Here is a 19611-nt window from a genome sequence, read left to right as displayed (position 1 = left end):
GGACCCTCTGCGAGCTCGAAATGAGCGCCTATCTCGGCATCCTCGCCCTCTTTCTTCTCACCGCGGCGACCGGTTACTTCGTCGCCCAGGAATTCGCCTTCGTCGCCGCCGACAGGGGCCTGCTCCGCGAGCAGGCGAGCGGCGGTGACGCGGCCGCCGAGCGGGCGCTGCAGGTCACCTCGCGTCTGTCGTTCATGCTCTCCGGCGCGCAGCTGGGCATCACCGTCACGGCCCTGCTCGTCGGTTTCCTCGCCGAACCCGCCATCGCCACGCTCGTCCGGCCGCTGCTCGGCGACCTGCCGGCGGCCTTCTCCGTGGCCATCGGCGTCTTCGTGGCGACCGTGATCCAGATGGTGCTGGGCGAGCTCGTCCCGAAGAACCTCGGCATCGCCAAGCCGGAGACGGTGGCCAAGTTCCTCGCCCGCTCGACCGTGGCCTACCTGGCGGTCGCGGGCCCGCTCATCAAGCTGTTCGACTCGGCGGCGACCGGCCTGCTGCGCCGCCTCGGCGTGGAGCCGGTGGAGGAGGTGGAGCACGGCGCGACCCCGGAGGAGCTCTCCAGGATCATCGCCGAGTCCACCCAGGCCGGTGAGCTGCCCCCGCGGCTGTCGGAGCTGCTGGAGCGGGCGCTGGAGTTCGGCGACCGGACGGCCGAGGAGGCGATGGTCCCCAGGCCGCGCGTGGTCGTGCTGCGCGGCGACCGGACCATCTCCGACCTCATCGAGACGATGAGGGAGTGCGGCCACTCGCGCTACCCGGTGCTCGGCCCCGACGGCGACGTGGTGGGCGTGACGGGCGTGCGCGAGCTGCTGGCCTCGGGGCTGCAGGACGGCCCCGTCCGCGCGATCGCCCGGCCCGCGCTGCTCGTGCCCGACTCGCTGCCGCTGCCGCTCGTGCTGCAGCAGATGCGCGCCGCCAAGGACGACCTCGCCTGCGTCATCGACGAGTACGGCGGGCTGGCCGGTGTCCTGACCGTCGAGGACCTGGCCGAGGAACTGGTCGGCGAGCTCCTCGACGAGAACGACCCCGAGCCCGTCGGCGTAATCGAGCGTCCCGGCGGCGTCTGGGACGTCCCCGGCACGCTGCGGCTGGACGAGGTCGAGCGGGCCACGGGGATCGCGCTGCCCGAGAGCGACGACTACGACACCGTGGCCGGTCTGGTGCTGGCCAGGCTGGGCCGGATGGCCGAGCCGGGCGACAGGGTGACCGTGGAGCTCGTCGCCGACGCCGACCCGTTCAGCGACGACGCCCAGGAGTCGCAGGCCGAGCTCATGGTGCTGTCGCTGCAGCGCAGGGTCCCCGAGTGGGTACGGCTGGCCCCCGTCCCGCACCCCGCGGAGGTGGGCCGGTGAACCCGCTCGTCCTGCTCCTGCTCAGCGCGGCGCTGCTGGTCTTCAACGCGCTGTTCGTGGCCGCCGAGTTCGCCTTCGTCTCCGCGCGCAGGCACCGCCTGGAGGAGATCGCCTCCGGCGGCGGCAAGCTGACCAGGTTCGTCGCCAAGTCGGCGGTCGAGGCCGGCAAGCAGCTGTCGCTCATGCTGGCGGGCGCGCAGCTCGGCATCACGCTGTGCACGCTCGGCCTGGGCATGGTGACCGAGCCCGCGATCGAGCACTATCTGGAGCCGGTCTTCGCCTGGATCGGCATGCCGGAGGGGCTGCGGGTGCCGATCTCGCTGACCATCGCGCTGGCCCTGGTCACGTTCCTGCACATGGTCGTCGGCGAGATGGCGCCCAAGTCGTGGGCGCTCACGCACCCCGAGAGGGCCGCGCTGCTGCTGACGGCGCCCTTCCGCGCCTTCACGTGGCTGATGCGCCCGCTGCTGTGGGCGCTGAACGGTTTCACCAACCTGATCCTGCGCGTGTTCGGCGTGCACGCCCGTGACGAGCTCGCCACCACCAGGACGCCTCGCCAGCTCGCCATGCTGGTCGGCGAGTCCGGCCGGATGGGGCTGCTCGACCGTGACGAGCACGACCTGCTGACCAGGGCGCTGCGGCTGGAGGCCGAGGGCATCGAGCGGCTCATGGTCTCGATCGACCAGGTCGTCATGGTGCCTGCCGACGCGGGCTCCGGCGAGATCAGGCGGGTCGCGGGCAAGAGCGGCCACCTGCGGCTGCTGGTCGGCACGCGGTCCGACGTCAGGGGCGTGCTGCACGCGCGCGACGCCGTACTGCGCCCGGAGACCGCCGCCGGGGAGCTGGCGCGGCCGCTGCCGCGCCTGCCGTGCGTCACCCAGGTTCCCGAGGCCGTGGCGGCCCTTCAGGACGCGCGCGCGCACCTGGGGCTGGTCGTCGCGGCCGACCAGTCGGTCATCGGCATGGTGAGCCTGAGCGACCTGCTCGGCGAGCTGCTGGACACCAGAGCCGCGTGAGCCGGATCCCCCCGGCGCCCCATGGGCGCCGGGGGAGCCAGGCCACAGTTGTGTCACAAGAGGGCAAAGTCCGCCGGCCGCATCGCGACGCGCCGATCCCCCCGATGAATCAGCTCTGAGCGAAACATTCGAAAAGACGAAATGGTCGTGTAAGCGAGTTGAAAGTGGCTCGCAAGCGAGGTCGGATACCGTTTCGCAAGCGGGCGCGGGCCGTGACCCAAAAAACGAGCCCCGGCTCTTGCGAACCGGGGCTCTGTTTCGTCAATGTTGGTCCACCGATGACATCGGGGACCTGAGTGGGCGAGGAGGGATTTGAACCCTCACGTCCTTTCGGACACACGGACCTGAACCGTGCGCGTCTGCCGTTCCGCCACCCGCCCTTGTGGGTGCGGAGAAACAGTAGCACGGATCAGACGCTGGTACCGAACCCGGATACGATCGCATCAAGACGCGGAGAGAAGAGCTGGGTGCAAGAGAGCGACTCAGGAGCCACCGGCACCCCAGCGGCCGCGACGATATGCACGGAGGAGGGGAGGTACCCGGTGGGAGTCCTTCAGCGCTTCGAGCGAAGGCTCGAAGGCTTGGTTGAGGGGGCCTTTGCGCGGGCGTTCAAATCTGACCTTCAGCCGGTCGAGGTCGCCAGCGCGGTGCAGCGGGAGATGGACGAGCGGGCCGCCATCGTGGCTCAGGGCCGGACGCTCGTGCCCAACGACTTCGTGGTGGAGCTGTCGACGACCGACGCCGAGCGACTCGAGGTCTACGCCGACAGCATCAGCCACGAGCTGGCCAACCTCGCCAGGGAGTACGCCAAGGAACAGGGCTACTCCTTCGTGGGACCGGTCCGGGTCCGTTTCGAGACGGCCCCCGACCTCGCGGTCGGGCTGTTCCGCATCCGCTCGGGCGTCATCAGGGGAGCGACGGTCGAGCAGGACGAGATCCGCCAGCCCAAGAGCGATCTTCCGGCCTCGCGGCCGGGGGCGTTCGGCGGCCGGCCGCGACTGCTGGTCTCCACGCAGGACGACCCGCAGGGCGACCGCTCGTACGAGCTGACCACCCCGGTGACCTTGCTCGGGAGAGGCACCGACTGCGATCTTCGTCTTGTCGATCCAGGCGTCTCCCGGCACCACGCGGAACTACGCGTCGAGGGTCCGCAGGTCGTGCTCGTCGACCTCGGCTCCACGAACGGCACATTCGTCAACGGCCAGCCGGTACGCAGGATCGAGCTCCAGAACGGCACTCGTGTCACCCTGGGGCGCACGACCCTGGTGTTCCGGCGCGATTAGAGGTAGACAAACGGTCCATGTCCGAGCTCACGCTGCTGCTGATCCGGCTCGCCTTCCTGGCGGTGCTGTGGTTCTTCGTCATTGCCGCAGTCGGGGTGATCCGGACGGACCTGTTCGGTTCACGTACGGCTCCGGCCGCGCCCCGGCCCAAGGCGGCGAGCCCCAAGCCCGCCGCCAAACCCAAGAGCAAGAAGGGGGAGCCACGCCAGCTGGTCGTCACGGGCGGCCCCCTGCAGGGCACCACCATCAGCCTCACGGAGACGCCCATCACCATCGGCAGGGCCAACGACGCCACGCTGGTCGTGACCGACGACTACGCTTCCAGCCGGCATGCCCGACTCTTCCCCCAGGACGGTCAGTGGATCGTGGAAGATCTTGGCTCAACCAACGGCACGTATCTCGACCGCTCGAAAGTCACCCGCCCGACCCCTGTGCCGCTCGGTGTCCCGATCCGGGTCGGCAAGACAGTCATTGAATTGCGCAAATGACCATCGCACTCCGCTACGCCGCCCGCTCGGACGTCGGCCTCCTCCGCGAAGGGAACGAGGACTCGGCGTACGCTAGCGGCCGCCTGCTCGCCGTCGCCGACGGCATGGGCGGGCACGCACACGGCGAGGTGGCGAGCTCCGTCGCCATCGCCGCAATGGCCTCTCTGGAAGAGAGCCAACAGGGGGGTGACCTGCTCAACGCCATCGAGGCAGCGGTACGCGACGCGAACCGCAAGCTCCACGAGATGGTCGGGCGGGATCCCAGCCTCAAGGGCATGGGCACCACTCTCACCGCGATGCTCTGGAACGGCACCCAGGTCGCGCTGGTGCACGTCGGCGACTCGCGCGCCTACCTGCTCAGACGCGGGGAGCTCTACCAGATCACCCACGACCACACGCTCGTCCAGCAGCTGGTCGACGACGGGCGGATCACCCCCGAGGAGGCGGCGACGCACCCGCAGCGGTCGATCCTGCTGCGGGCCCTCGACGGCAGCGGCGAGGTCGATCCCGACCTCACCCTGCGTGAGGCTCAGCTCGGCGACCGCTACCTGCTCTGCTCCGACGGGTTGTCGGGGGTGGTGAGCGCCGAGACTCTGCACGCGACGCTCACCAACATCGACGACCCCGAGGAGGTCGTGCGCCAGCTCATCGACCTGGCCAACAGAGGCGGCGGCCCCGACAACATCACCTGCGTGCTCGCCGACGTGGTCGACCTCACCGAGGGCGTACAGGTGCCCACGGAGGCGGCGGTGGTCGGCGCGGCCGGCTCCAACCGGCTCCGGGCGGGTTCCCCCGGGGCGCCGGCGGGGCGAGTGAGCGCGGCGACCGCACCCCAGCCGGTGATCACCGACGACGATGACGACTACGACGGCGCCGAGGCGTCGGGGCGAGCCGTCAGGCGCCGTCGCGTGTGGCCCGTGCTGGTCTCCGTGCTCGGTGTGGCCGGGGTGGCCGCCGGTGTCGGCGGCTTCTTCGGCTGGCAATGGGTTCAGGACCAGTACTTCGTCGGAGCAAGGGGCGACGAGGTGGTCGTTTATCGCGGAGTGCAGCAGGAGGTGGGCCCCATCCAGTTCTTCGAGGTGGTCAAGCCCACCGGTCGCAAGGTCTCCGACCTGTCCTCCACCGAACAGGCTCTGGTGAAGGACGGCATCAAGGTCGCCGACGAGGACGAGGGCCTCGAGAAGATCAACAGCCTGACGTTCAGTCTCAACGCCACCGAGCCGAAGCCCTCGGTCACCCCGTCATCAACCCCGACCAAGACGAGGTCCCAGTAGGTGAGCGAAGTGGTCGCGACCCCCGTCCCCATGCCCGCCAAGCGGCGTGCCGTCCAGCTGTTCATGCTGGCCGGAGCCGTGGCGATCGTCATGGGGGCCTACGCCAACGTCGGCCTGGCCGTCGACGGCGCCATCCCCGCCGGCATGCTGACGTACGGCCTCAGCCTCGGTGGCCTGATGCTGGTCGCCTACCTCGTCCTGGCCAAGTTCGCCCCGTGGGCGGACCCCCTCATCCTGCCCCTGGTCACCCTCGTCAACGGCCTCGGCCTGGTGATGATCTACCGGCTGGAGGTGGCCGGGCAGGAGGGCGCGTCCGCCACCAACCAGATCGTCATGACCGGCGTCGGCGTGGTGCTCTTCACCGTGACGTTGATCGTGCTGCGCGACCACCGTGCCCTGCAACGTCTCACCTACACCGCGGGCCTCGTGGGCCTGGTCCTGCTGATCTCCCCGCTCACCCCGGGGCTCGGCAAGACCATCAACGGCGCCCGCATCTGGATCGGCGTCGGCGGCTTCAGCATCCAGCCCGCCGAGTTCGCCAAGCTGGCGCTGGTGATCTTCTTCGCCGGTTACCTGGTGGCCAAGCGCGACGTCCTCGCGCTGGCCGGGCGGCGGCTGCTGTTCATCGACCTGCCACGCGCCCGCGACCTCGGCCCCATCCTGATCACCTGGGCCGTCGCGATCGGCGTCCTGGTGCTGCAGCGTGACCTGGGCTCCTCCCTGCTGCTGTTCGGCGGCTTCGTCGTGATGCTCTACATCGCCACGCAGCGCACCTCATGGGTGCTGATCGGCGTGCTGCTGTTCGTCGGCGGCGCCTACATCGCCGGCCAGCTCTTCAGCCACGTGGGCGACCGGTTCGACGTGTGGCTGGACCCCGCCAACCCCGCGTACTACGACCGCCCGTTCGGCGGCAGCTACCAGCTCATGCAGGGGCTGTACGGCTTGGGCGCGGGCGGCATCCTGGGCACGGGGCTCGGCCAGGGCCACCCCAAGGAGATCCCGCTCGCCTTCTCCGACTTCATCTTCACCGCCGTGGGCGAGGAACTCGGCCTCACCGGGCTGATGGCGCTGCTGCTCATCTACGCGCTCATCGTGGAGCGCGGCCTGCGCACCGCGATCGCGGCCCGCGACCCGTTCTCCAAGCTGCTGGCCGGCGGCCTGTCGTTCATCCTCGCCTGGCAGATCTTCATCATCGTCGGCGGCGTCACCGGCCTCATCCCGCTGACGGGTCTCGTCACGCCGTTCATGTCGCAGGGCGGTTCGGCGCTGCTGGCTAACTGGATCCTTATCGCCCTTCTGGTACGCATGTCTGATGCCGCCCGACGCCCCCCACCCCAGGCGATCCAGGACGAAGGACTGACGCAGGTGTTCCAGCGATGAACGGGCCTCTCAAGCGCGCGGCCGTGGCGTGTCTCGTCATGTTCGGGCTGCTCATGCTGAACGTCAACTACGTGCAGGCCCTCAAGGCCGAGAGCCTGAACGACGACGCCAGGAACAAGCGCAACTTCTTCGAGCGCTACGAGGTGCAGCGCGGCCGCATCACCGCGGGCGGCACGATCCTCGCGCAGTCGGTCGAGCAAAAGAAGGGCAACTTCCGCTTCGTCCGTGAGTACCCGGACGGGAAGGTCTTCGCGCACGTCACCGGCTACTTCTCCCCGGAGAGCGAGTCGGCGATCGAGCGCGCCACCAACGGCTACCTCGACGCCAGCCACCCCGACCTGCTGCTGCGCAGGAGCATCGACCTGTTCACCGGCGAGCCGACGCGCGGCGCCAACGTCGAGGTGACGATCAACCCGAAGGCGCAGAAGGCGGGCCACGAGGCGCTGGCGGCCAGCGGCAAGCGGGGCGCGGTCGTCGCGCTCAACCCGAAGACCGGCGCGATCCTGGCCATGGTGTCGCTGCCCACCTACGACCCGAACGTGCTGTCGGGCACCGACAAGGGGACGGTCTTCGCCGCCTACAACAAGCTCGACAAGGACAAGACCAACGGTCCGCTGGTCAACCGGGCGATCAACCGCACCTACCCGCCCGGCTCCACCTACAAGGTGGTGACGGCGGCGGCGTTCCTCGAGGACGACTCCAGCCGCGACGGGCAGACCATCGTGCCGGCCCCCCAGGTGCTCGACCTGCCCAACACCACCGCCGACCTGCCCAACTCGGGCGGCGCGGCCTGCGGTGGCGGCCAGGTGCCGCTGGTGTACGCGCTGGAGCGCTCGTGCAACACGCCGTTCGGCAAGATCGGCATGGACCTCGGCTACGACCGGATGGCCGAGCAGGCCGCGAAGTTCGGCGTCGGTGAGCCGCTGTCCGTCCCGATGGAGGTCTCCGAGAGCAACGTCGGCCCCAAGGAGGACGCCGCCGCGCTCGCCCAGGCCTCGATCGGCCAGCGCAGCAACCAGATGACGCCGCTGGAGATGGCGATGGTGGCCGCCGGCATCGCCAACGACGGCAAGGTCATGCGACCGTACCTGGTGCAGAAGATCACCGACGCCAAGAACGACACCATCGACGAGGCCGAGCCCGAGGAACTGTCCGAGGCGGTCAGCTCCGAGACCGCGGCCAAGCTCAGGCAGATGATGGTCAGCGTCGTCAACAACGGCACCGCCAACCGCGCCCAGATCCCGGGCGTCGAGGTGGGCGGCAAGACCGGCACCGCGCAGACCACGCCGGGCAAGGCGCCGCACGCCTGGTTCATCTCCTTCGCGCCCGCCCAGGACCCGCAGGTCGCGGTGGCGGTCATCGTCGAGTCCGGCAGCGCGGGCACCGAGGCCTCCGGTGGCCAGACCGCGGCTCCCATCGCGAAGGCCGTGATGGAGGCGGTGCTCGCGAAGTGACCTCCCCCAGTCGCCGGCTCGGCGAGCGCTACCTCCTGGTGTCGCGCATCGCCGTCGGCGGCATGGGCGAGGTCTGGCGCGGCAAGGACGAACTGCTCGGCCGCGAGGTCGCCGTCAAGCTCATGCGGGGCGGTGTGGCGGCCGACTCGTCCTTCCTCGCCCGCTTCCGCAACGAGGCCAGGATCACCGCGGGCCTGTCCGATCCCGGCATCGCCCAGGTCTTCGACTACGGCGAGCAGAGCGACCTGGCCTACCTGGTGATGGAACTGGTGCCGGGAGAGTCGCTGTCGGTCATCCTGGCGCGCAACGGCGCGCTCGGCCCCGAGGTGGCGCTCGACGTGATCCACCAGACCGCCAAGGCGCTGCAGGCGGCGCACGCGGCGGGCATCATCCACCGCGACATCAAGCCGGGCAACCTGCTGGTCACCCGCGAGGGCACGATCAAGGTCACCGACTTCGGCATCGCCCGCGCGATGGAGGCCGCGCCCGTCACGCAGACGGGCACCGTGCTCGGCACGGCCCAGTACGTCAGCCCCGAGCAGGCGCAGGGTCTGCCGCTGACGCCCTCGACCGACCTCTACTCGCTCGGCGTGGTGGCTTACGAGTGCCTGGCCGGCAGCACGCCCTTCCATGCCGACAGCCAGGTGGCGATCGCGCTCCAGCACCTCAGCGCGGCTCCCCCGCCGCTGGACGCCTCGATCCCGGCGCCGGTGCGCGGCCTGGTCATGGAGCTGCTGTCGAAGGAGTCGTCGAGGCGTCCCGCGAGCGCGCGGGAGCTGGCCGACCGGGCTCTCGCGCTGCGCCAGACGATGCTGGGCGCCGACGACTTCGGCACCGAGCTGCGCATGCTGACCGATCCGGCCGGGTTCCGCGTCGACCAGCGGACCGGCCAGGGTCCGGTCGGCGGCTCGCCCGAGACGGTCATCGAGCCCGCCGAGCCGTACGGCGGCACGCCGACGCCGGTGCCTCCCGGCGTGGGCGGGCCGTACGGGGACGACACGGGGCGGTGGGGCGCGCACACGCGGATCTCCGAGCCCGTGCGGCGGCGCAGGCGGCGCACCACGGTGCTGGTCGCGACGGCGGGTTGCGCCGCGGCGGTCGGGCTCGGGGCGTTCGCTATCGCCAATTACGGCCTTGGCGAAACCCCCAACGTGACGGAACCCACACAAACTGTGGAAAGCACTCCGTCCATGAAGCCGAGCAGGACCAAGACACCGTCACGCCGGCCCGCCACGGTTCCGCCGAAGACCGCTCGGCCGGTACCCTCACGGTCAGCTACGGTAAGCACGTCGGCCACTCCCACGCAGCGGCCGACGACGACGAAGACGCCAAAGCCGACCCCGACCCCGACCCCGACGCCCACACCAACGCCCACCCCCACCCCGACGCCAACAGTGACACCAACTGGCTCCCCCGATCCGGGCGAAACCATCCCGCCGAACGAGGAGACGTGATGCGTCGCGGGGTCGATGATGGACACTGGCGGCCCGCGAGCCGGCCGGTACCCAAGATGAACGGTAAGGGACAGTGCAGGAAATGACTCAGCCTCGGCTACTCGGAGGTCGCTACGAGCTCGACGGCGTCGTCGGGCGCGGCGGCATGGCCGAGGTGTATCGCGCACGAGACATCCGGCTGGACCGCATCGTCGCGATCAAGACGCTCCGCGCCGACCTCGCGCGTGACCACACCTTCCAGGCCCGCTTCCGCCGTGAGGCCCAGTCCGCGGCCTCCCTGAACCACCCGGCCGTCGTCGCCGTCTACGACACCGGCGAGGACGCCACCGACGGCACGCCCGTGCCGTACATCGTGATGGAGTACGTCGACGGGCGCACGCTGCGCGACCTGCTGCGGGCCGACCGGCGGTTGTTGCCCGAGCGCGCGGTGGAGCTGGTCGACGGGATCCTGCGGGCGCTCGACTACAGCCACCGCGGCGGCATCGTGCACCGCGACATCAAGCCGGCCAACGTGATGATCACCCGCGCCGGCGACGTCAAGGTGATGGACTTCGGCATCGCCCGCGCGATGGCCGACTCGGCCGCCACGATGACGCAGACCGCGCAGGTGATAGGGACAGCGCAGTACCTCTCGCCCGAGCAGGCCAGGGGCGAGCGGGTCGACGCCCGCAGCGACATCTACTCCACCGGCTGCGTGCTGTACGAGCTGCTGACGGGCCAGCCGCCGTTCACCGGCGACTCCCCTGTCGCGATCGCCTACCAGCACGTGCGCGAGGAGCCCATCCCTCCGTCGCAGATCGACCCCGAGATTCCCCCGTGGGCCGACGCGATCGTGCTCAAGGCGATGGCCAAGGACCCGGCCCAGCGCTACCAGAGCGCGGGCGAGATGCGGGCCGACATCCAGCGCGCGATGTCCGGCATGCCGGTCGAGGCGCAGACCATGACGATGGTCGCCAACTACGGCCCCGGCACCCGCACGATGGCCGCCCCGCAGGGCGCCGGCCCCGCCACGCAGCGCACCGGCGCCATCCCGCCCTACGAGTACGGCGAGGGCGAGCCCAGCCGCGGCGGCAGGCGGCGCGCGGGCGGTGGCGGCGGCAACACCGCGGCCAAGACCGCGGCCTGGATCCTCGTCCCGCTGCTGATCATCGGCGCGTTCGTGTTCGTCGGCTACAAGTTCCTCGCCTCGGGGAGCAGCACGGCCGCCAAGCAGGTCACCGTGCCGCAGCTGGCCACGCAGAAGCAGAAGGACGCCGAGGCCGAGCTGACCGCGCTCAAGCTCAAGTTCACGGTCACCGAGGAGAACGACGCCGAGGTGCCGAAGGGCGTGGTCATCAGCACCGAGCCCGACGCCGGCACCAAGGTGGACGAGGGCGCCTCGATCGCTCTCAAGGTGTCCAAGGGCCCGAAGAAGATCGCCGTGCCCGACGGCCTGATCGGCTCCTCGCCGGAGGACGCCAGGAACGCGCTGAAGGCCGCCGGTCTCGAAGGCGTGATCACGCCGGTGGTCTCCTCCAGGGAGCAGGACAAGGTCTTCGACACCAAGCCCAAGTCCGGCACGGAGGTCGAGGAGGGCAGCTCGGTCAAGCTGTACGTGCCCAAGGCCCAGGTTCCGGTGCCCGGCGTCGTCGGCAAGACGCAGGAGGAGGCCGAGAGCGAGCTGAAGGCCGAGGGCTTCCGGGTGAAGGTGGTGGAGCAGCCGGGCGAGCAGCCGCCTGGCACGGTCATCACGCAGAGCCCCGAGGCGGGCAGCTCGCAGAACCAGAAGACGACGGTCACGATCGTGGTCTCGACGGGGCCGGAGCAGCAGCAGCCGACCGAGGAGCCGTCGTTCCCCGCGACTGAGGAGCCGACGGACATCCCGTCCGACCCGGCGACCGAGGATCCGGGCGACACCGGCGAGCCGCCAGACCTCGGCCCGTGACCCAGGACGGCCCCCTCACCCGGTTTCCGGGGCGAGGGGGCCGTTTCCTTTCCTGCACGCTCGTGATCGCCGCCGCCCGGCGTGGAGAACGCCGGTAGGCGGTCGTGACGGCCCCAGGACCGCGCTGGCGGCTCGGGAACGCCACTGGGACCCGGGAACACATCCGTGGGCGGCCGGACGCCAGGGCGGTCGCCTGGGGATCGGCGTGGAACGCCGCCGTCGCCCGGGGGCGGCCCGGGGCCGGAATGGGGAACGTCCCCGCCGCTCGGGGGCAGTCTGGACGCCGGGGCGTTCACCCGGGGGCCGGAAGGGGAAACGTCCCCGCCGCTCGGGGGCGACGGCGGGGACGTTCACCCGTAAGTCGTTCCGTGGCGGCGCCGCGTTACACGATGGTCGACAACCAGTTGCCCAGTAGCTGGTGCCCGTGCTCGGACAGCACCGACTCGGGGTGGAACTGCACCCCTTCGATGGGCGCGGTGCGGTGCCGGAGGCCCATGATCGTCCCGTCGGCGGTCCGCGCGCTCACTTCCAGCTCGTCGGGCACCGTCTCGGGCCGTACGGCGAGCGAGTGGTAGCGCGTCATCGTCACGGGCGAGGGCAGTGACGCGAACACGCCCTTGCCGTCGTGGATGATGGCGCTCGTGCGCCCGTGCATGAGCTCGGGCGCCCTGGAGACGACCGCGCCGTAGGCCACGCCGATCGCCTGGTGTCCGAGGCACACGCCGAGCAGCGGCTTGCCGGTGGCGGCGGCGTGGCGTACCAGCGGCACGCTGACTCCCGCCGCCTCGGGCGTGCCGGGCCCTGGGCTCACCAGGACGCCGGCGAAGCCGTCGGCGTCCTCCACGCGCACGACGTCACGCGGCCGCACCTCGCACACGGCGCCCAGGAAGCGCAGGTACTGCACGATGGTGTGGACGAAGCTGTCGTGGTTGTCCACCACCAGGATCATTTGCGGACGGTCACCTCATCCAGCGTCACGGCGGGCTCGAGAAGAGGAAAGACGACATACCAGAGTACGGCTCCCGCCACGGCGACCAGCACGAGGGCCGCCAGAAGCCGCGTCGGCGGTCCGCCGGGCAGGTGCCGCCAGATCCAGCCGTACATGTCAGGCCTTCCTCTGCTCGGTGGACTTCAGCACGCCGTAGACGATGAGCCGCTGGGCGGCGGAGTACTCGGGGTGGCAGGTCAAGAGCGTGATCATCGCCCTGATGGGGGTGATGTCGGGTTTTCCTGGCACTGGGGCGAGGATGTCCACCTCGTCGGGCTCGACGACGTCCTGTGAGATGACCCGGTAGGTGTAGCGGGCCTCGCGGGCGTCCACGATGATCTCGTCGCCGCGCCGGAGCTCGTCGATGCGGTTGAACGGCGCCGCGTAGGTGGTGCGGTGGCCCGACAGGACGAGATTGCCGATCTTTCCCGGCAGCGCCGATCCGGGGTAGTGGCCGGGGCCCTTCTTCAGGTGTTCGGCGTCGACGCCCTCGACCACGGCGTACTTGTAGTCGTCGCCGAGCCTGGGGATGCGCAGCAGGGCCAGGGCGTTGCCGAGCCTGATCCGGCCGAGGTGGGCGGTCGCGTCGCCCTGCTCCTCAGCGAGCTGTCGCTGGAGCAGCTGCTGCTGGCGCTGGGTGTAGGCGCTGGTGCCCCACAGCAGGTAGGCGCAGAAGAACATCATCACCAGGCCGGCCGTGATGCTCAGCTCCCCGCAGGTCCGCAGCAGTGCCCTCACTCTGCTCAGGTTATGCACAGGCGTGGCGGACGCCGGGGATCGCCATGTTCCGCGCGTGGCGACTATCCTGGGCAGACCAGAGAGCCTGGGGACTATCCGGATGGCCCCCGGCCGCCAGCAGGAGTTATCCCGTGCCCAAGCCGAAGACTCGCAAGAAGGCGGTCTACACGCCGCCGCAGAAGTCGCAAGAGGTCAAGGTCAGCCCGCGGTGGCTGGCGCCGACCATGGTCCTGTCGTGGATCGTCGGGATCCTGTGGATCGCGGTCTACTACGTGGCCCCTCAAGCGCCTCTGCTCAAGGATCTCGCCAACTGGAACCTGCTGGTCGGGTTCGCTTTCATCATCTTCGGTGTGGTGCTTTCCACCCGCTGGCGTTAGTACTTTCCACAGGTTTTCCACAGCCTGGGGAAAGTCTCAGGACAGCAACGACGTCGCGCGGATGACCGTCAGCGCGACCATGATCGCGAAGCCCCCCAGGAGGGCCAGCGCCTGATACAGGGCGCGGTGCTTCCTGGGGGCGTAGACCAGCGCGGTGGTCAGCACCGCGCCGGTGACCAGGCCGCCGACGTGGGCGGTCCAGCTGATGCCGAATCCCGTGACGGCCGGCACCACGAATGTGATCACCAGGTTGAGCACGATGACGGTCGCGATGCCGCGCACGTCGAGCTTGAGCCTGCGCCCCACGATGAAGATCGCCGCGAACAGCCCGAAGACCGCGCCCGAGGCGCCCACGGTGGCCGTGCGCAGGTCGTCGAACCACAGGCTCATCACCGAGCCGCCCAGCGCGCACAGCAGGTAGAGGGCGGCGAACCTGACGTGCCCGAAGGCTCGCTCCAGGTAGGGCGCGATGGCCCAGATCGCCCAGGCGTTGAAGAGCACGTGGAAGATCATCGTGGTGGAGTGCGCGAAGGCACTGGTGATCATCCGGTAGTACTCGCCCTCGCCGACCACGTAGACCGTGTTCATCATGAGGGCGGAACCGAGCCTGTTGTCGGTGAGGAGCTGGCCGGCGAAGACCAGGCCGATGAGCCCCAGGATCGTGTAGGTGACGTAGGGCGTCGTGACGACGCCGCCGCCGAAGGTCGAGCGTGCCTGCCGTACGGTCCTGTTGCCCTCGGCGACGCACTCGGGGCACTGGAAGCCCACCGCCGCGTCGCGCATGCAGTCAGGGCAGATGGGCCGTTCGCAGCGCTGGCAGCGGACCCACGTCTCCCGGCCAGGATGGCGGTAGCACGTGGGCACGGTCTCCTGGGGGCTGGGCGGCTGGCTGGTCATGAGGGGCCTTTCTCGTCCACTGACCGCCAGCCTACTCATCGGGAGGGTCGGCGCTGGACCGTCGCGGGCGACAGCCTCGCGTTCCCGATGAGCGCGGCCGCCCAGCCCGTCGCTCAGCCCTCGACGCGGTCGATCGTGACCGACTCGAGGATCACGTCCTCGGTGGGGCGGTCGTTACGGCCGGTCTGCGTCTTGGCGATCGCGTCGACGACGTCCTGGCCCTCGACGACCTCGCCGAAGATCGAGTGCTTGCGGTTGAGGTGCGGCGTCGGCACGACGGTGATGAAGAACTGCGAGCCGTTGGTGCCCTTGCCGAAGCGGACGCCCGCGTTGGCCATGGCCAGCAGGTACGGCTTGTTGAAGACGAGCTCCGGGTGGATCTCGTCGTCGAACTCGTAACCGGGGCCGCCGATGCCCTGGCCGAGCGGGTCGCCGCCCTGGATCATGAATCCGTCGATGACGCGGTGGAAGATCGTGCCGTCGTAGTAGCGTCCGGTGCTCTTCTCGCCGGTGCCGGGGTGCGTCCACTCCTTGGTGCCCTCGGCGAGCTCCACGAAGTTGCGAACCGTCTTCGGCGCCTTGTTCGGGAAGAGTTCGATCTTGATGAGACCGCGGTTGGTCTGCAGGTTTGCGATCAGCTTCTCAGCCACGAGACAGCTGCCCCCCTCTGTGCACAGGGATCATTCTGTGATGGTTTGCATGTCAAGGCCGCTGGGGCCACTCATGCATCCTCCCACGGCTCGTCATGATTGAGCCGCCTTGTACCGGGAAGGTCACGCTGCGGGGCCCCAACGACAGGGGAGGTTGTCGTGTCCCTGACACTGAGAAAGCGCCACGTCGTGGTAGAGATTCCCGCGACGTGGTTGGGCCGCATGAAGGCTCAGGCCATGCGGGCCGGATACCGGCTCGCCCCGATGGCGGACCAGGCCAAGACGGTCACCGCACATCGGATCGAGGATGCCCGTTACTGGGCGGCACCCAAACTGGAGGATGCCGCCCATCGGGTCGAGGATCAGCTCGCCCCGAGGATCAGCGCGATGCTGAGCCAGGCGGCCAGCAGAATCGACCCGACACCGGCAAGGTCCCGCCGGTGGCCGGTCATGGTGCTCATGACCGGGGTGGCACTGGGCGCCATGGGGTTCGTGTTCTACCGCCGCAACGCCCAGCAGTGGACCGACCACATGAAGGAGTCCGCCACTGACGCCTCTCGCTGGGTCAGCGAGCGGGCACACAAGGCGGCCGACAAGGTGTCATCCCACGCGGAGAACACGGCCGAGAAGGTCGACGAGGCGGCGCCGAAGACGACCTGACGGGTGCGACGCGGCCGCGCCCCTGCGCGCGGCCGCGTTGACCTCTAACCAAGCGCTTGCTACAACCAGCGCATGAGCCTGTCACCGCTCGACGACTTCCCCGTCCACCAGGCCCCTCAGGTCATGCGCCACGTGGCGACCTCCGATCGCAACTTCTACGATCGCTACTACTTCAACTGCCATGCCGGCACCGACGAGCTCATGCTCATCGTCGGGCTCGGGCAGTACCCCAATCTCGGCGTCACCGACGCCTTCGCCTGTGCCCGCCGTCCGGACCTGCACCGGGTGGTGCGGGCGTCACGGGAGCTGGGCGGCGACCGCATGGACACCTCCGTCGGCCCGTTCAGGATCGAGGTCATCGAAGGGCTCAAGCGGCTCAGGGTGATTCTGGAGCCGAACGAGCATGGCCTGTCCTTCGACCTCACGTGGACGGGCACGATCCCGGCCACGCTCGAACCCCGCCACTTCCTGCGCTGGCAGGAGCGGGTGATCTTCGATTCCGTACGGCTGGCACAGACCGGCCGCTGGAGCGGCACCATCGTGGTCGGCGACGACGAGATCCCCGTCGACGGATGGCAGGGCACCAGAGACCGCTCCTGGGGCATCAGGCCGGTGGGCGAGCCGGAGCCGCCCGGCATCCAGGTCAAGAACCCGGGCACCTTCTACTGGCTGTACGCGCCCATGCAGTTCGACGACCACGCGATCCTCTGCATCGTGCAGGAGGACCACGAGGGCCGCAGGGTCCTGGAGGAGGCCGTCAGGGTGTGGTCGGACGGCCGGGAGGAGTATCTCGGCCGCCCCGGCTACCACCCCGTCTACGCCCCAGGCACCCGCGACGTCGTGTCGGCCACGATCACCTTCGACAAGATCGAGGTGCGGTGCACGCCGATCCTGCCCGTCCATCTCATGGTCGGCACGGGGTACGGCCTGGAGCCCGACTGGAAGCACGGCATGTACCAGGGAAGCCAGCCCGTGGTCCAAGGGGTGACCTACACGCTGCCCGAGGACGCCGGCCGCATGTGGGGCATGGTCGACGCGGTCGCGCGCTTCGAGTACGACGGGCAGGTCGGCCACGGGCTCTTCGAGTACTGGGCGCTGGGCCCGCACCCGTCCTTCGCCTGAGCCCCGCCGTACCGGACCCCCATCGCCGGTACGGCAGGGCCGCGCCCCGTTACTCGGCGCGGCAGGCGATGGTCACGGCCTTGGCGTTCTCGTCGTCCGCGGGGGCGATCGCGACCGCGCTCTCCGTGATCTCGGCGGCCTGGATCGGGGCGTCCTTCCGCTCGGCCTCGGTGGCGGGCGTCGCGGGGACGGCCTCGGTGACCTCGCTCCACCCCTGGACGTGCGGGGCGCCGTCGGGCGGGGTCGTGACCGTCACGGTCTCCCCGTCGGGCGCGACCTTCGCGGCGCGCGCCACGGCACCGGTCGCGTCGACGTCAGCGGAGAGCCGGACCTCGCCCTTCTCGGCGTGCTCGATCTCGGTGGCGGGGATGGCGTCGACGAACTCGAGGGTCCTGCCGTCGCTCGTCACGCAGGTGCCCTTGGCGGGCGGCTTGGCGGGCGGTTCCCCTGAGGCGGCGTTGGCCGATCCGGCCAGCCCCCCGGCCAGCAGCACGGCACCCACGGCAACGAGAGCGGCGATACGTCGCTTGAACACTTCCCTCTCCTTCGTTGATCGAACGGAATGAACGCAGCTTCGCCCACGCAACCTGAAGGCACCCTGAACGCCGCCGAAATGATCTTCAGGTTGGCTTTAGGTCGAGTCAGGCACGCTGAGCCCTGTGCGAGTTCTACTGGTCGAGGACGAGAAGAGGCTGGCCGACCTGGTCAAGGGCGGCCTGGCGGGTGAGGGCTTCGCCGTCGACGTCGCCTACGACGGCCGCGACGGGCTGTGGATGGCCTCGGAGAACGACTACGACGCGATCGTGCTGGACGTCATGCTGCCCAGGCTGAACGGGTACGCGCTCTGCGCGAAACTGCGCGAGGCGGGCAACTGGACCCCGATCATGATGCTCACCGCGAAGGACGGCGTCTACGACGAGGCCGAAGCGCTCGACACCGGCGCGGACGACTACCTCGCCAAGCCCTTCTCCTACGTCGTCCTGGTGGCCAGGCTGCGCGCCCTGGTCAGGCGGGGCGGCAAGGAGCGGCCCGTGTCGATCACCGTGGGCGACCTGACCGTCGACCCCGCGGGCATGCGCTGCCGCAGGGGCGGCGTCGAGATCGCGCTGACCCCGAAGGAGTTCGCGGTGCTGCACGGCCTGGCCCGCCGGGCGGGCGAGGTGGTCAGCAAGAGCGAGCTGCTCGCCCAGGCATGGGACTTCAGTTACGACGGCGACCCCAACATCGTCGAGGTGTACGTCAGCGCGCTGCGCCGCAAGATCGGCCCCGGCGTGATCGAGACCGTCAGGGGCGCCGGCTACCGCTTGGAGGCGGCGTGAAAAGCCTCTTCTCCGTACGGCTGCGCGCCACGGTCGCGGCCACCGCCGTCGTCGCCGTCGCGCTCGGCATCGCCGCGGCCGTCCTGGTCATCTCGCTGAAGGGCAGCCTGGAGGCCAGCGCCAGGTCCGAGGCGGCCAGGAAGGTCGTCGCGGCGATGCCGCTGGCCGCCGTCACCAAGCCCGCCGAGCTCGTCCTGACCGCCGACCCGGACGTCCAGGTCAGCGCGACCACGAGGACGGTGGACCCGTGGGAGACGGTGGGGCCGTGGGAGACGGCGACCCCGGGCCAGTTCGCCGTCGCCAGGATGGCGGTCGACACGGAGACGGGTCCTGTCGAGGTCTGGGGCCGGGCCTCGCTGGCCGGCGCCGAGCAGGCGCTCAAGACGCTGAACGGGCTGCTGCTGCCGGGGGTGCCGCTCCTGCTTGCCGTGGTGGCGGGGATGACGTGGTTCTCCGTCGGCCGGGCGCTGGCGCCCGTCGCGGCGATCAGGGCGAAGGTCGCCGACATCACCGCGCGCGACCTGCACCAGCGCGTGCCAGTCCCCGAATCGGGCGACGAGATCGCCGGGCTCGCCGTCACGGTGAACGCCACGCTCGACCGGCTGGAGACGGCGGTCGAGCGGCACAAGCAGTTCGTCGCCGACGCCGCGCACGAGCTGCGCAGCCCGATCGCGACCCTGCGCGCCCGGATGGAGCTGGCCGAGCCCACCGAGCTGTCGACCGAGGCGCTGGCCGACGTCGAACGGCTGCAACGGCTGTCCGGCGACCTCCTGCTGCTGGCCAGGCTCGACGCCGGCGAGCCGCTGCGGAGGGAGGAGGTGGATCTCGGCCAGGTCGTCGCCGAGCGGAGCGCCCGCCCGGGGGCGGCCGTCACCCTCGACATCAGCCCCGACGTGGTCGTCAGCGGCTCGCGCGGCCACCTCTCGCGGCTGGTCACCAACCTGGTGGACAACGCGGTACGGCACGCCGCGACGGCGGTCGAGGTCAGGGCGTACGAGAAGGACGGCGAGGCGGTCCTGGAGGTGCTCGACGACGGGCCGGGGATCCCGCCCGAGCACCGGGAGGCCGTCTTCGACCGCTTCACCAGGCTGGACGAGGCCAGGGCAAGGGACGGCGGAGGGGCCGGGCTCGGCCTGTCGATCGCCAGGGACATCGCGACGCTGCACGGCGGGACGCTCGCCGTACGGGACGGCAAGTTCGTGGCGAGGTTCCCTGCGCACCGGGACTGACGCGGC

20 protein-coding genes and 1 tRNA gene are annotated in these 19611 nt (G+C 70.1%); 14 read left to right on the top strand and 7 right to left on the bottom strand.

Features of this window, described 5'->3' with window-relative positions; genetic code table 11:
- The first annotated feature begins 20 nt into the window (after window positions 1-20).
- Together ABZX22_RS33465 and ABZX22_RS33460 are read left to right on the top strand one after the other, a co-directional pair.
- On the top strand, window positions 21-1352 hold the full coding sequence (locus tag ABZX22_RS33465; RefSeq protein WP_354916998.1) for a hemolysin family protein: 1332 nt from the start codon (window positions 21-23) through the stop codon (window positions 1350-1352).
- Window positions 1349-2368, top strand: coding sequence for a hemolysin family protein (locus tag ABZX22_RS33460; protein ID WP_354916995.1), 1020 nt, complete (start codon window positions 1349-1351; stop codon window positions 2366-2368). Before ABZX22_RS33465 ends, ABZX22_RS33460 begins: the two co-directional genes overlap by 4 nt.
- A 297-nt stretch (window positions 2369-2665) precedes the next feature.
- On the opposite strand, the gene ABZX22_RS33455 is transcribed toward ABZX22_RS33460, so the two are convergent.
- Window positions 2666-2748: transfer RNA gene (locus tag ABZX22_RS33455), tRNA-Leu, on the bottom strand.
- Window positions 2749-2910: 162 nt separating this feature from the next.
- Between ABZX22_RS33455 and ABZX22_RS33450 the strand changes: the two genes are divergently transcribed.
- From ABZX22_RS33450 to pknB, 7 genes are all read left to right on the top strand, one after another.
- Window positions 2911-3651 carry a DUF3662 and FHA domain-containing protein gene (locus ABZX22_RS33450; RefSeq protein WP_354916992.1) on the top strand — a complete coding sequence of 247 codons (741 nt, stop codon included), beginning with the start codon at window positions 2911-2913 and terminating at the stop codon, window positions 3649-3651.
- A gap of 17 nt (window positions 3652-3668) precedes the next feature.
- Window positions 3669-4139: an FHA domain-containing protein gene (locus ABZX22_RS33445; protein ID WP_354916989.1), complete on the top strand. Its 471-nt coding sequence runs from the start codon at window positions 3669-3671 to the stop codon at window positions 4137-4139.
- A complete protein-coding gene (locus ABZX22_RS33440; protein ID WP_354916986.1) occupies window positions 4136-5413 on the top strand; it encodes a Stp1/IreP family PP2C-type Ser/Thr phosphatase in 1278 nt (425 codons plus the stop codon). The genes ABZX22_RS33445 and ABZX22_RS33440 overlap by 4 nt, the downstream gene beginning before the upstream one ends.
- Before the next feature lie 30 nt (window positions 5414-5443).
- Complete coding sequence (locus ABZX22_RS33435) at window positions 5444-6793, top strand: FtsW/RodA/SpoVE family cell cycle protein (protein ID WP_354917108.1); 1350 nt, start codon at window positions 5444-5446, stop codon at window positions 6791-6793.
- The gene (locus ABZX22_RS33430; RefSeq protein WP_354916983.1) at window positions 6790-8247 is read left to right on the top strand and encodes a penicillin-binding transpeptidase domain-containing protein; all 1458 of its coding nucleotides are present in this window, start codon (window positions 6790-6792) and stop codon (window positions 8245-8247) included. Before ABZX22_RS33435 ends, ABZX22_RS33430 begins: the two co-directional genes overlap by 4 nt.
- Window positions 8244-9701 (top strand): serine/threonine-protein kinase, encoded by a 1458-nt coding sequence (locus ABZX22_RS33425; RefSeq protein WP_354916980.1) that lies wholly within the window; start codon window positions 8244-8246, stop codon window positions 9699-9701. The genes ABZX22_RS33430 and ABZX22_RS33425 overlap by 4 nt, the downstream gene beginning before the upstream one ends.
- An 82-nt stretch (window positions 9702-9783) precedes the next feature.
- The gene (gene pknB / locus ABZX22_RS33420; protein ID WP_354916977.1) at window positions 9784-11625 is read left to right on the top strand and encodes a Stk1 family PASTA domain-containing Ser/Thr kinase; all 1842 of its coding nucleotides are present in this window, start codon (window positions 9784-9786) and stop codon (window positions 11623-11625) included.
- 382 nt (window positions 11626-12007) lie between these two features.
- Here pknB and ABZX22_RS33415 read toward each other — a convergent pair whose 3' ends face one another.
- The 3 genes from ABZX22_RS33415 to ABZX22_RS33405 are packed head-to-tail and all read right to left on the bottom strand — an operon-like array spanning window position 12008 to window position 13351.
- Entirely contained in the window at window positions 12008-12574 is a 567-nt protein-coding gene (locus tag ABZX22_RS33415) for a gamma-glutamyl-gamma-aminobutyrate hydrolase family protein (protein WP_354916974.1), read from the bottom strand.
- Window positions 12571-12729 carry a hypothetical protein gene (locus ABZX22_RS33410; protein ID WP_354916971.1) on the bottom strand — a complete coding sequence of 53 codons (159 nt, stop codon included), beginning with the start codon at window positions 12727-12729 and terminating at the stop codon, window positions 12571-12573. The genes ABZX22_RS33415 and ABZX22_RS33410 overlap by 4 nt, the downstream gene beginning before the upstream one ends.
- 1 nt (window position 12730) lies before the next feature.
- Window positions 12731-13351 carry a class E sortase gene (locus ABZX22_RS33405; RefSeq protein WP_354916968.1) on the bottom strand — a complete coding sequence of 207 codons (621 nt, stop codon included), beginning with the start codon at window positions 13349-13351 and terminating at the stop codon, window positions 12731-12733.
- 131 nt (window positions 13352-13482) lie between these two features.
- Here ABZX22_RS33405 and ABZX22_RS33400 point away from each other — a divergent pair, with 131 nt between their 5' ends.
- Entirely contained in the window at window positions 13483-13728 is a 246-nt protein-coding gene (locus ABZX22_RS33400; protein WP_354916965.1) for a cell division protein CrgA, read from the top strand.
- 36 nt (window positions 13729-13764) lie between these two features.
- Here the strand turns inward: ABZX22_RS33400 and ABZX22_RS33395 are convergent, their stop codons facing one another.
- Window positions 13765-14625, bottom strand: a complete 861-nt coding sequence (locus tag ABZX22_RS33395; RefSeq protein ID WP_354916962.1) for a rhomboid family intramembrane serine protease — start codon at window positions 14623-14625, stop codon at window positions 13765-13767.
- Between the two features lie 113 nt (window positions 14626-14738).
- Entirely contained in the window at window positions 14739-15275 is a 537-nt protein-coding gene (locus ABZX22_RS33390) for a peptidylprolyl isomerase (RefSeq protein WP_354916959.1), read from the bottom strand.
- A 222-nt stretch (window positions 15276-15497) separates the two neighbouring features.
- Here ABZX22_RS33390 and ABZX22_RS33385 point away from each other — a divergent pair, with 222 nt between their 5' ends.
- Window positions 15498-15935, top strand: a complete 438-nt coding sequence (locus ABZX22_RS33385) for a hypothetical protein (protein WP_354916955.1) — start codon at window positions 15498-15500, stop codon at window positions 15933-15935.
- Window positions 15936-16007: 72 nt separating this feature from the next.
- A complete protein-coding gene (locus ABZX22_RS33380) occupies window positions 16008-17057 on the top strand; it encodes a hypothetical protein (RefSeq protein ID WP_354916952.1) in 1050 nt (349 codons plus the stop codon).
- 49 nt (window positions 17058-17106) lie between these two features.
- On the opposite strand, the gene ABZX22_RS33375 is transcribed toward ABZX22_RS33380, so the two are convergent.
- Window positions 17107-17592 (bottom strand): hypothetical protein, encoded by a 486-nt coding sequence (locus tag ABZX22_RS33375; RefSeq protein ID WP_354916949.1) that lies wholly within the window; start codon window positions 17590-17592, stop codon window positions 17107-17109.
- Window positions 17593-17716: 124 nt separating this feature from the next.
- Here ABZX22_RS33375 and ABZX22_RS33370 point away from each other — a divergent pair, with 124 nt between their 5' ends.
- Window positions 17717-18376 carry a response regulator transcription factor gene (locus ABZX22_RS33370; RefSeq protein ID WP_354916947.1) on the top strand — a complete coding sequence of 220 codons (660 nt, stop codon included), beginning with the start codon at window positions 17717-17719 and terminating at the stop codon, window positions 18374-18376.
- Window positions 18373-19605 (top strand): ATP-binding protein, encoded by a 1233-nt coding sequence (locus tag ABZX22_RS33365; RefSeq protein ID WP_354916944.1) that lies wholly within the window; start codon window positions 18373-18375, stop codon window positions 19603-19605. The genes ABZX22_RS33370 and ABZX22_RS33365 overlap by 4 nt, the downstream gene beginning before the upstream one ends.
- Window positions 19606-19611 lie beyond the last annotated feature (6 nt).

It is taken from the genome of Nonomuraea sp. NPDC003804 (genome assembly GCF_040610675.1).
Lineage (GTDB): Bacteria > Actinomycetota > Actinomycetes > Streptosporangiales > Streptosporangiaceae > Nonomuraea.
The sequence above is the reverse complement of the archived record's forward strand: the minus strand, read 5'-3'. Positions and strand labels throughout refer to the sequence as shown.